We start from the raw sequence: 12,113 nt of genomic DNA, 5'->3' as shown, positions 1-12,113 counted from the left end.
GGGGCAGGGGTTGGGGTTGGGGCTGGGGCCAGGTCCGGGGCTTGGGTCGGCTCTGGGACCGGGACCGGGCCGCAGGGTGCGGACGCTGCCGCGTCGAGCGTGTCGAGGTCCGCCTCGGCGTCCACCTCCACGTCGATCTCCCGCTCCCACCCTGCCTGGGCCTGCGTCATGTGGCCGTACCCGGTTGCCGACACAGGCGCCACAGGAGTTTCGTGCGGCGTCGCCTCGGTGAGTTCGACGTCCGGAAGGGTCTCGTGAACGGTCGGCTCCGGCTGCGGCAGCGGCGGTGTCGACGACCGTTCGTCCGTGGGCTGTCCGGCGGACGCCGGCAGGACGTGGTCACCGGCGCGCCGGCGCAGTCCCAGCAGCGCGGCGAGATCCTCCAGTTGCTGCTCCACGGGGCCGGAAGGGTTCCAGGGCGCCTTCTTGAGCAGGTCCGCCACCGACCGTTCATGCCCTGACGAGGACTCGTAGCGTCTGACCAGTTCCCGGGCGATCTCCTCCGCCTTGTCCCGCGGCGGGGCGGCGTCCGTCTCAGGGAGGCCGTCGAGCGAGATCCGGCTGAGCAGCGGGTCGCCGGCCGCCGAAGCCCGCCACGCGGGGACGAACACGATTGAGAGCCCGTGCTCGTCCGTGGTGTCGAAGGTCGCGAAGTTGAACTCCGAGGTGAACCGGTTGCCGAAGATTTCGTGCAGGCCCCACAACAGCGGCGCCGCCATGTTGAACCTGCGCGGGTCGGCGAGCCGTTCGGACTTGACGGACAGCCGGTGCTCAGGAGCCCGGAGCACGGCGGCCGTGACCTCGGTGAGCTGAGGGGTGAGTGCCCGCGCATGCGCCCGCATCTTGTCCGAGGTGTCCCGCCAGGAAGCCTGCAGGATCGCGCGGCGGACCGGGTCGATCCGGGGACCCCCGCCCTCGGTGTAGGGAATCTCCGGCGTCGCCGACCACTTCCAGGCGACCAGCGCGATGCTCGGGAGGATGCTGAGCTGTTCTCTGCTGCCCACCAGGGCATGGCAGTTGGTGGTGGGGCGGCCGCCGGGCTCCTTGCCCGCCAGACGGTGAATCAGCACCACCTCGCCGGTCGAGACGACGGTCCGCACCAGGCTCGGCCGGTCGGGTCCGCCCTCCACCCGCAGCAGCGGGGCCAGCTCCTGGTACAGCTGCCAGGCCCGGGCCTCGTCGCAGGAGTACGCCACCGGGGCGATTCCGGTGCGGTGGGTCTGCGGGCTGTGCGCGTTGCCCTGCCAGCGGAAGAAGACCTGGTCGACCAGATCGTGATCTCGTTCCCAGTCGTTCATGCCCCCACCTCGGCGGATGCTTCCTCGGTTGAAGAGATGGTCGAGTCGATGACGCCGCACATGGCCAGCACCGACAGCAGTGGCTCGATCACCCGTCTCGCCCGCACCCCGTGCGGGTAGCGGCCGTCCTCGGCCCGGCCGCCGGTGGCGGAGGCGAAGTGCAGCGTGCACCGCGGGATGCCCTCGAACGGCCTCAGCCAGGGGCGGTGCGCGTGCAACCGCAGAAAGGCGTAGACGTCGCGGCTCTCCTTCAGAAGCCGTTCCTGGTCGAGTGAGGTCCCCGAGGCCTGCGTGACCTCACCGAGCCACTGGCCGACCGGGTTCTCGAACCTGATCAGGTCGGACTTCCCCACGACCAGGGCGGCGACTGCCTGGTGGTCGGACGGAAGCCGGTCCAGGACGGTCTCGAAGGTGGGGTCGCCCCCGGGGCTGACGTTCACCGCGTCCTTGGCACGGGCCTCGTCCAGCTGCGGCAGCGGGAGCGCCAGCAGTGGGTCGACGGCGAACACCAGGGCGTCCACGTTCAGCAGGAAGTTCAGCAGTTCGTCGGTCTTGAGCAGGTCCTCGCCGCCCAGGTCGAAGAAGGCGACGGGGCGGGTCTCACCATGCCGGTCGGTGATCAGGACGGCTTCCGCGAACTGCGCGAACGTGGTCTGCAGTGTGTGACCCAGTTCGGTTCCGCTGCGCAGCGGGGCCACCCGTTTGGTGTAGAAGTCGGAATGGATCCGCGGGCTGACGGACTGCCACCGCAGTCCGAAGGGCGCGAGTGCCTCGGCGGTCACCTCGCCGATCATCTGCGTCAGCAGATGGGTCTTCCCGCTGTGGGAGTTGCCGACCATGGCGACGATCAGCGGTCGCCCGTTGATCAGGTACGGGACCGGGACGTAGTGCGTCGGGGAGTCGTGCGCGCCCGGGCACTTCTGCACCGCCCGGCGCAGCAGATCAGCCAGCCGCTTCGAGTTGCGTTCGGATGTCACATCCAGCTTCTGGTACTGGAGTTGGGCGTCGACGATGAACAACTTGCTGTGGTCGTACGTCATCGACGCGAGGCAGTAGGGGCAGTCAACCGCCCCGGACTCGGCCTGCCCGCCCGGTCGGGGCGGCTGCCCGCCGGCGGTTGCGGAACGCGCCTGTCCCGACAACCGCTTGCGTGCCATGACGGCGTCGAACTCCCTGCGGAACGGGTCCAGCGGGTCGTGTCCGGCCGGCGAGGCCCCGCCGGGGCCGAAGCCCGGCTGGAGCCGCTCCAGCAGTTGTTCCGGGCCGGGCCGGTCCCGGGCCAGTGGGGCGAACAGCGGTCCGATGTCCGGCACCAGGGAGGGATATCTGGCCAGGTCGTCCGGCCTCCCTTGGGCATTCCCCGGCCGCCGCGCCACCAGCTCGTACATCAGCTGGGCAATGCTCCACAGGGAGTCGCGCGGATCGACCTCGCCGATCCCGGCCAGTTGCTCCGGAGGAGCGTAGGGGGCAAGACCGTACGCGGTACGCGGCCGGCCGGTCCGAGTGACCGCGCCGAGGTCCCACAGTTGCACGGTGCCGTGGTCCCAGTGGGCATACGCCGGCGAGATGCCGCGATGCACCAGTCCGAGGTCCTCCAGCAGGCGGACGGCGAGCACCAGGTCGCGCTGGATCAGCTGCTGTTCCCTGATCTGCACGCCGTCGGCCGCGGACAGCGGATCGCCGCTCGGACCGAGGTAGAGCACGAACGGCTCGGCCACGTCCATGTCGTAGCCGACCGGCACCGGGAAGAGCTGCTCATGACTGGTGCCGCGCAGCGCGGAGTTGATGTCCAGCGCCGCGCCCACCTCCGCCTCGAGGGCGCCCTGCGCCTCGGCGGTGCGGGCCTGGGCCGATGGCAGCCGGACCTGGACCAGGTCGTAGTCGCCGTCCAGGGCGACCCATCGGGCGACGGCGGGGGCTGGGGCCAGGTGGGGCAGTTCCTCGCCGGGGACCATCCACGCGGTGTGCCGCCGGCCCGCGGGATCGGTGAAACTGAGGGGGCCGCCCTTCGGCTCTCCGTTCGCCGCGGGCGGTCCGGCGGGTGGGTTCACCATGAGTGCTCCTCGTCCAAGGGGTCGTTCGCGGGGTGCCGCTGTTTCCCCTCGGGAGCGGGCGCGGTGGCCTCGTCCACGGGCCGGCCGTCGGCCGGGTGTCCCGTGTGCCGGTCGTCCGGGTCCCGCGTGCCGCCGTAGGACATCAGCGTCTCCACTGAGCCCGCGCGCAGCGGGGTCAGCCTCAACTGGCCCGCGTAGCGGCCCGAATACGTCCACACCGCTCCGTCGTCGTCGGCCGCGTGGCCGTCCACCTGGTCGCGGACGGCCGCGGGCGCGAACCGGATCCACTCGACGGCGGTCGGGTCGCGGCTCAGCAACGGCAACTGTCCGGGCGAGACGAGCTGAACCACCAGGTCCCGGTCGGCGTTGGGGGCCGCGACCTCGACCACCCGGTCCAGACCGAGGCCGAGCAGCCCGGCGGGACCGCTGCGGGTCCGCTTGGGGTCGGCGTACGGGGGAGCCGGGATGACTCCGTTGTGCAGCAAATGCCGCCGGGCGACGTCCAGTAGTTCCCTGACCCTCCTGGCCACTTGCTTCGCCGCCCCGGAGGCGGAGTGCCCGCCCTTCACGGATTCCCAGTACGGTTCCAGCGCCTGTACCACCAGATCGGCGAAGTCGCCGCCGAGCGTGGCGACCAGGTCGGGGCCGCCGTCGCCGTTCTCCCGGTCCACCCAGGGCGGCGTCCGGTCATCCGGCGAGCCGCCGGGACGTGCGGGCACCGGCCCCGCTCCGGAGAGGGTTCCGGACCCCGGGCGTACGGCGGAGACGGCCCGGGGCATCCAGGCGGGGACGTCGAGCCGGTGCCCGGTGCCCGGGTCCCTCCCCTCCCCGTCGGCGTCGAGGCCCGGGGCAGGCTTCTCGGTCCGCACCCCGGCGGCGGCCTCGGCGGTGACGGTCGCGCTCACGCCGCTGAGCACCACGGACACCGACCGGGCGGCCTCGGCGCAGCCGGTCCGTTCCGGCTCGGCCCACCAGCGCTGCCGTACCGCCTGGTCAAGCACCTCGTCGAGCGCGCGCACCGCCCCCTGCAGCGCGGCCGCGCCGCTGTCCTTCCACACCTGCCGCACGGCCCGGTTCCACTCGCGGACCATCACGATCCAGGCCAGGACCAGGCCGCCCGGCAGGCCGATCGGCGCGGTCCAGGTGGGCAGCCCCAGCAGGGTCCCCAGCGCGGCGGCGGACGCGCCGCCGAGCAGGGCTGCGGTGCCCTGCGCCAAGGAGTATCCGCTGCCGAACGCGGCGCGCACCCTTGGCGCGCTGTTCGGCAGGTGACGGGATATCAAGGATGCGCCGAACACGGCGAGCAACAAGACGCCGACCGCGCCGGCCGCCCAGGGCCAGACGCCCAGTCCGGCGAGGGCGCCCGCCAGGAAAGTGAGGACGCGTGCCCCCGCCGCTCCACTTGGTGCGTGCGGCGGGCCCCCGCCACCGGGGGCGAGCAGTTCCTGCGGGCAGGCGCGCGCGGGCCCCTCGGTCAGTGTGTCGTCCTGGTACGGCATCATCCTGGCCGAACAGTCCTCGAAGCGGTCGGCGACGCCGCTCAGGGTCAGACCGGCGCCGAAGAGGCGCTCGGCGAGTTCGCGCAGTCCCTCGCCCGACTGCTCGGGTGTGATGCCGGCCGGCGGCAGGGTGAGCCCGAGTTCCTTGAGCCGCAGCCCGGCCTCGGCGGGTTCGGTCGCCGTCTGTGGGCGCGCGCCCAGTTCGACGACGTCGCTCACCTGCTCGCGGTACTCACCGAGGGCGGTTCTGGCGCCGACCAGCGCCATGGAGAAGGCTTCTGCACCGTGGCCGGCGACCAGGCCGCCCACGGTGGCGAGATGGTTCTTCGCCTGCCCGGCGTCGCGCAGAGCGGCGACGCAGCGGTTCCGCGTCTCCTCCAGCGGCCCTCCCCGCGTGTACTCGACGGCGTGCTGCGCTCCGCTGCCGTCTGCCAGCCGGTCGAGCGGTTCCGGAAGGCTCGACGCGCCTGAGGCGACCCCGTCCGCCCTGACGTGGGTGCCGGCTCCCTGGGACGGCTGCCCGACGAAGCGGGCGGCCCCCTTCTTCCACGCGCGGTCGCGCGCCGTCGGCGACAGGTCGTACTCCAGCAGCCGCGCTCCCGGGGCGGCGACCCCGTTGCAGGTGGCGCCGAGTCGCCGCAGCACCTGGTCGAAGAGCTCGGGGACGAGGAGCAGCCCGGTCAGTGCGCCCAGGGCCAGGGGGTCGGGCGCGCCGCCGGGCGCGGGCGGCCCGTGCCGCCCCGCCGCCTTGATGTCGCCCGTCCACAGGACCCCGACCGATGTTGTCCTGAGCATGCCGGGGAGGCGCAGCATCGGGGAGTCCTCGTAGGTGCCCGATCCGGGGCGCAGATCCCCGGCGAGCACGCAGAGCAGGCTGATCCTGGGGGCCCGCTGATAGCGCAGCAGCCGTTCATAGACGGACTGGTGGTGGACCAGACCCTCGGGCGTGTCCACCACCAGGAAGCGGTAGGTGCCGGGGGCCGTGCGGCCGTAGGGCGCGAGCAACGCCCCGATGGCGGCCGCGAGGCGCTGGTCGTCGTCGAACCGCTCCGCGTCCTCCAGCAGGCTCAGACGGATCACGGGTCGTGAGGTTCCCTGGTCGCCGGTCACTCGGGATCACGCTCCCAGGAGTATGAGTCGGCCTCGTCCGGGGCGCTCCGGGGCGCGCTCCGGGGCGGCTCCTTCTCGTACGGCTCCCTCTCGTACGGCGCTTTCTCGTACGGCTCCCTCTGGAACGGGTCCTTCTCCGACGGCTCCTTCCCGTACGGCTCCCTTTCGTACGGCTCCTTCCCGTACGGCTCCTTCTCGTGGGGCCGGGCGTCGTCCGGCCGGTCCTCGTGTCCCCGGGTGGGCTCGTGGGGCGAGGCGGGGGCAGGCAGCGGCTGGGTTCCGAAGTCCTCGTCGGCAGGCCGCTCGAACCCGCGCTGTTCCGTCTCCGCCGCATTCGGCCTCAGCCGCCGGCGGTGCGGCTGCCCCTCGCGGAAGGCGTCCAGCAGATCCCGCAGGCTGACCTGGAACTCCTGCTCATCGGTGTCGACCCTCAGCGCCTCGGGAAGGGTGAACGACCAGAACCGGTGCAGCGGCTTGAGCCGCGCGGTGATCCGCGGATCGTCGAACTCCTCGCGCCGCGACAGCAGTTGCAGCTGCTGCGGAGCCACCTTCTCGACCAGATGGACGAAGAGCGGGTGCGGCTTGCCGCCGAGGCGTTCCAGCCCGTTCGGGGTGATCTGCATCAACACATCGCAGTAGGTGTCCACGATGGTGCCCTCGTCCAGCAGGGCCCAGCGCTCGTACGACCGCAGCAGCCCGACCCAGCTGGACAGTCCGTCCTGGTACTCGTCCAGGCTCAGGGTGATGCCGGGCTGGCCCGGCCTGGTGTCGGTGGTGAGCCAGATCCGAATCCGCTCCGGGGAGTCCTGGCTGCCCTCGACGACCTCCACCTGACCGTTCCACATCGCGCACAGCAGCCGGTACAGGATGTGGGTGCGATCGTCCTCGGTGCTGGCCAGCCAGCTGTCCTGGTGGCCCAGCCGCTGCCGCCAGTTGAGCATCGCCCCGTTCTTGCGGGCCGTGCGGGCCCAGGTGCGCAGCACATTGCGGGCCTCGGGCACCTCGGTGATGCTCATCTCGCTGCGGACCAGCACGACCGTGATCGACTCGGTCTCCACGCCCCGGAACTCGATCAGCCGCTTGGTGTCCCTGGGCAGTGGCAGCACCGTCCGCAGATAGTCCTCGACCTCCTGCCGGTTGGGCACCTGCGGATAGACGAGCAGCACCTTCATCGGACCGTTGCCCTCGGGGCTGAAGCCGATCGGCAGCAGCCCCTTGATCTTGTGCCCGAAGTCGGCGAGGGCGGCCTCGCCGACCTCCTCGGCCGCGCCCCGGTCACCCGCGGCCGCTGCCAGCAGCGCGCCCATCGACGGCAGCAGCGGGCGCTCCTCCTCATGCCGCAAGCGCTCGGCGAAGAGGGTCTTGACCCTCTTCTTCACGATGGACTTGACCTCGCCCACGGCGATCTCGGGCTTCTCCTTGCGCACCGCCCGCATGGCCGCGGTCCACTCGTCCGAGCCGACCAGCTTCAGCAGCAGGGTGCCCTCGTCGTCGTTCTCCTTGAGGCCGTGCCGGCTGGAGAGACGATCGGCCAGGTCGCCGTAGAACTCCCGGAGATCGCGCTGCGAGGGCAGCAGGTAGGCGACTCCTGTGCGGTCCTGGTAGAGCTCCTGGACCGCCCGCTTGTGGGTCTTCTTCTCTTCGTCGATGTGCCCGAGGAACGCCGAGGTCAGCCGCTTGACCTCGCTCTCCAGGAGCTTCCCCGAGCGTTCCCACGACGTACGGTGGGCCGCCCAGGCGGAGTGCCAGACGGCGTGACAGCGCCAGGCGTACCAGCGGTCCTGATCCGCCACCGCCGTCTGCACCTCCGAGTCGTTCCAGTGCAGCCGGGCGAGCCTGCCACCGCGGATCCGCGGGACCGCGGGCGGCTTTTCGCCGGCCACACCGGCGGGCCGGGCCGGCGGCTGGCCCCGGCGTTGCAGGATGCCGAGGAGCCCCTGCTGGACGGCCTTGTCCGGGTCGCGGCTGTCGCCCAGCACCATCCGCCTCAGATCGAACGGGTTGACCTTGCCCACCATGTCGTCCATGGCCTGCAGCGGTGTGAAGGCGTGGACCATGGCCGGCATCCGGCGGGCGACCTTCTTGCGCAGGTTCTCCAACTGCGCCTCCAGGTTGACGATCCGGTCCTGCAGCTCCTGTTCGATCGCGGTCCTGCCGCGGGGCGGCACCGTCGGGTCCGACGCCGGATCGAACGGCCGGTGCCAGAGGTCCGACAGCCCGCAGGTGTCGAACATCTGCTCAAGCAGCGGGCGCAGGGAGAGCTCCGACCGGTGGTCCTCATCGGCGAGGGCGTCCACGGCCACGGCGAGCATCCGCGCGGACATCACTTCGGCCAGTTCGTCCACCGGCACGGTGAGCGAGGCGACCAGGCTGGTGGAGACCCCCTTGCGGGCCGATGCCCGACGGGGCGCGCTCGGTGCGCTGTCGCTCGTGGTTGAGGAAGCTGGACGCGAAGGTCTGATCGTTGCCGTCCCGGGCCACGCCGCCGTTGGCGGGACCGTCCCCCAGTTCGGTGCCGATCAGCGACATCACCAACGACACGATGGAGCGCCGCAGGTCGTCGGGGCGGATACCGGCCGTACGGCTGAACAGGAAGCCGGTCGGCATCAGCCCGGGACGCATCCGGATCGGGGTCGCCATGGGGTACGTGATCCGCAGGCCTCCCGTGTTCTCCTCGACGTCCCCGAGTTCGGCGCTGGACATCGGCCGGTTCTGCTCGTCCACCAGCCGGAACAGGTCGATCAGTGACCGGGCCGCGTTGAGTTCGGCCTCGGGCCCGCCGCCGGCCCCGGCGGCGAAGGCGGAGGGCATCACGACCAGCGGATGGATCTTGACGCCCTGGAAACCCTTCTGCTTGAAGGCCTCCGCGATGAGGTGCAGATAGTCCAGGAAGATTCCGGCCCCGGTGCCGCCGGCCACCGAGAAGGACACGAAGACGTCGCAGCCGGTGATCTGGTTTCCGCCGAGCTGGGCCAGCGCCGGGCCGGAGCGCGCGATCGCGTTGATCGCCTCGCTCAGTGGGTCCATGACCCCCTTGAGGCTGTGCTGGAGCGTGCCGAACAGCGCGGCCCGGCCGATCGTCGGGTACTGGCCCGCTCCCTTGCTCAGCGGGGTTATCCGGGGCTCGTTGCGCTCCGGCGGCAGCCATCCCTCGGTCTCCCGGCGGAACTTGGCCCGCAGCACCTGGTTGACCTCGGAGGAGCTGTCGTGCGGGGGCAGCAGATCATGGGTGACTCTGGCGGTCTTGCGGAAGGCGGTGCGCAGCGTCGGGTCGCTGACGCTGTTGAGCGGCAGCAGATCGAGCTCGGCCTCGCTGAAGTCCGCGTAGACGAACTGCAGGCATTCCGGCAGCTGGTAGGGCAGTTGTACGCCGATCCGGCTGAGCGCGGTGCCGTCGGGACCGCACAGCTCCGTGCGGAGCCTGCGCTCCAGTTCGGAGCCGACCTGCCCGCCGGTGCCGCCCAGGCCGACGAAGAGCATGGGCTGGAAGACTTTCATGGGTGTTTCCCCCTGTCTGAACGCTGTCTGAACGGCGACTGTGGTCCGCCGGGGAGTCCGGAGCGGACTCCTGGGGTCAGAGGAACGGATCGAAGTCGTCGTCGAGGCTCGCGGACCCGGCGACTCCGGGCAGGGTCGCGGGGGTGGGCTTCGTGGGAGTGCGGCGGCCCAGGAGACGTTGGAGCCACCCGCCCGGTTTGGGCCCCTGGGAGCTCCCGCCCTCGGCGAGCGAGAGCCGCAGTGTGCGGTCCTGGCCGATGTCGAGCGTCACCATCCGGCCCCGGGTGAGCGGCTGCTCGCCCTCGCCGGCCGTGCGGAGCAGGACACCGGCCCTCGGGTCGCGGCGCACCGCGTAGCCGCCGCCGGGCCCGGCGGCGAGCGTCGGGTGCTCGCCGGTCTTGTCGACGACCTTGAACTCGAACCAGTTGCCCTTGCTCGCCCGGCCGGCCGGCAGCGTGCTGAGCGGGGTTCCGTCGGGGAGGCTGAGTTCGAGCCGCAGCCCGCGTGCCATGCGGTTCCAGATGCGCAGGCGCAGCGCCAGGACGACCGCCGCGACGAGCACCAGCAGCACGGTGGCCGCCAGCCCGACCACGCCGCCGTACTCGTCCATGAAGGTGGGCGTCGGCGTGATGGAGACCGACAGCGGGTTCTGGCTCAGCGGACCGCCGCCCGCCGAGCGGTCGGTGACCGTGAGGGCGCCGCCGAGCCGGGTGGTGGTGGAGACTCCGGCCGCCTTGAAGGCGGGGCTGTCGGCGACCTCCAGCTCCAGCGGGACGCTCCGGGCCTCACCGGCCGCGAGCGACACCGACGACGGGCCCGCGGTCAGCAGGCGGCCGGCGGTGTTCCGCACCGAAACCTGCAGGGTGTGCGCCTGCTTGCTGTTGTTGCGCAGCTCAAGCGTGCCCTGCACGCTGTCGCCGGGGTGGGCCTTCGCGTCAGTCAGAACCAGCCGGGAGGACACCGGGGGCTCGCCGAACGAGACGTGGCCGCCTTCGCTGCGGTCGGGGTCGGCGGCCAGCCCGATGGCGCTGAGGGTGGCCGTGGCCCGGATCGCGCCGTCCGCCGTGGAGGGGATGGACGCGGTGCCGGTGAAGGCGCCGTCCCCGGCCTCGTCGTCGGGATCGGAGCCGTCGTCGGCGAGCTTCAGCGACCGGTCGGTGAACCCGCTGCCGATCAGGGCGGCCTTCACCCGCATGCCCTTGAGGTCCTCGGGATCGGTGATCGGGGTGTCTTTCCTCGTCAGCAGTTGGAGCGTCACCTTCGCTGTGCCGCCCGGCTGCGGGTTGGGCGGGTCCAGGGTGATCGAGGTGCGCAGTTCGCCGTGCCACAGCACGCTTACGCTGGCCAGCTGCCTGCGGTGCCCGGCGGGAGCGTCGATGCGCACGGTCCAGTCGCCGGGGACCGGGTCGGTGAGCCGCAGCGACTCGACCGTCTCGCCTTGGCCGGCCAGGTCGTACTTGGAACCGTTGAAGGTGCCCGAGACCGGGGCGCCCGGCTTCAGTTGCCTGCCGTCGGGATCGGTGTAGGTCACGTTGACGGCTTTGTCGCCCTTGGACACCACGATGGCGCCGACGGTGGCGACCGCGGAGATGTGCACGTGCTGGGTGGTGGGCGGGTAGGCGCCGTCCGTGGGCTTCTCGTGGTGCAGGCAATGGGCAGAGGCGAAGGCCCGTTCGAGCGCCGCGCCGACATCGGCGGAGCCGTCCACGTCCCGCGCCGTGGGTGCGGTGTTCTCGATGCCGGGGCAGGACTGCTGGTAGCCGCCCTCAGCCATCTGCCGCAGCGTGTCCTCGTCCACGTCGGAGCCGAAGCCGAGCGGCCAGATCTGCACCCTGGCGGCCCTGGCCTCGTCGAGAGCCTGGGCGAGCTGGCGCCGCCCCTCCGCCTCGCGGTGCGCCTCGTCGCCGTACGAGGAGCTGTCCTCGACGTCGAGATGGCCGTCCGTGAGCATGAACAGCACCCGGGGGGTGCCGGCGGCCCCGTCCTTGAGATCGGCGACGCCCTGCCGGATCGCGGCGGGGAAGTCGGTGCCGGTGCCGGTTCCGGCCGCGCGGATCTTGAGTTTCGCGGTGCAGGCGCCGACCTGGGCGCGCCCGATGGAATCCAGCTTCAGCTGCGGGCAGGGGGTGTCCACGGCATGCTGCGGAGGTTCGTCGGCGCTGGCGAAGCCGAAGATGTCGACGGTGGAGTCGGCCGACACGTCGCCGAGGGCGATCCGCTCGGCGGCGTCGCGTTCCTGGAGCATGTCCGCGTCGCTGAGGCTTGTGGACTCGTCCACAGCGATCGCGAAGTCGATCGGGGCGATGGCGGCGGCTGCGCTCGGGTCCTGCGCCGGGGTGGCGCCCGCGGGCTCGGTGGCGGCGAGCAGCGGGAGGCCGGCGGCCAGCAGCGCCGAGGCCAGCAGCGCGGCGAGGCGCAGGGGCGCCCGGCGCCTCGGCGGCGGTGTCGCCGGTGACGGGCGTGCGGACCGCCCCTTGACGCGTCTGAACGCGCGGAACTCCTGTGTCATGACTACCCCCTCGGCCCCCTGGGGGCTCATTTAGATAGTTATCAGTCTTTGTCCTTGAAGAAGGGCAAAAGTAGGAATAAGGCTTTTGAGAGAAAGGTTTTTGGCGTCCAGTCAGATCCGACGCCCAGTCAGATCCGACCCCCCG

At 71.6% G+C, this 12,113-nt stretch carries 5 protein-coding genes and 1 pseudogene; all 6 read right to left on the bottom strand.

What is annotated here, in order from left to right:
* Positions 1–1,298 (bottom strand): annotated as a pseudogene (locus ADK57_RS28750) (hypothetical protein); the annotation flags it as partial.
* Positions 1,295–3,352 carry a hypothetical protein gene (locus ADK57_RS28745; RefSeq protein WP_053752508.1) on the bottom strand — a complete coding sequence of 686 codons (2,058 nt, stop codon included), beginning with the start codon at positions 3,350–3,352 and terminating at the stop codon, positions 1,295–1,297. The pseudogene ADK57_RS28750 and the gene ADK57_RS28745, both read right to left, overlap by 4 nt.
* Positions 3,346–5,931, bottom strand: a complete 2,586-nt coding sequence (locus ADK57_RS28740) for a hypothetical protein (RefSeq protein WP_053752507.1) — start codon at positions 5,929–5,931, stop codon at positions 3,346–3,348. The genes ADK57_RS28745 and ADK57_RS28740 overlap by 7 nt, the downstream gene beginning before the upstream one ends.
* Before the next feature lie 26 nt (positions 5,932–5,957).
* A complete protein-coding gene (locus ADK57_RS28735) occupies positions 5,958–8,306 on the bottom strand; it encodes a hypothetical protein (protein WP_234390451.1) in 2,349 nt (782 codons plus the stop codon).
* Positions 8,239–9,459 (bottom strand): tubulin-like doman-containing protein, encoded by a 1,221-nt coding sequence (locus ADK57_RS28730; RefSeq protein WP_053752505.1) that lies wholly within the window; start codon positions 9,457–9,459, stop codon positions 8,239–8,241. The genes ADK57_RS28735 and ADK57_RS28730 overlap by 68 nt, the downstream gene beginning before the upstream one ends.
* A gap of 76 nt (positions 9,460–9,535) precedes the next feature.
* Complete coding sequence (locus tag ADK57_RS28725) at positions 9,536–11,968, bottom strand: VWA domain-containing protein (protein WP_053752504.1); 2,433 nt, start codon at positions 11,966–11,968, stop codon at positions 9,536–9,538.
* Positions 11,969–12,113: the final 145 nt, after the last annotated feature.

Origin of the sequence: Streptomyces sp. MMG1533, from assembly GCF_001279775.1 — a bacterium.
GTDB lineage: Bacteria > Actinomycetota > Actinomycetes > Streptomycetales > Streptomycetaceae > Streptomyces.
The sequence above is the reverse complement of the archived record's forward strand: the minus strand, read 5'-3'. Positions and strand labels throughout refer to the sequence as shown.

Coding starts and splice junctions, on each gene's coding strand:
- ADK57_RS28745 (WP_053752508.1), bottom strand. CDS start 3,352: ATGGTGAACCCACCCGCCGGACCGCCCGCGGCGAACGGAGAGCCGAAG.
- ADK57_RS28730 (WP_053752505.1), bottom strand. CDS start 9,459: ATGAAAGTCTTCCAGCCCATGCTCTTCGTCGGCCTGGGCGGCACCGGC.
- ADK57_RS28725 (WP_053752504.1), bottom strand. CDS start 11,968: ATGACACAGGAGTTCCGCGCGTTCAGACGCGTCAAGGGGCGGTCCGCA.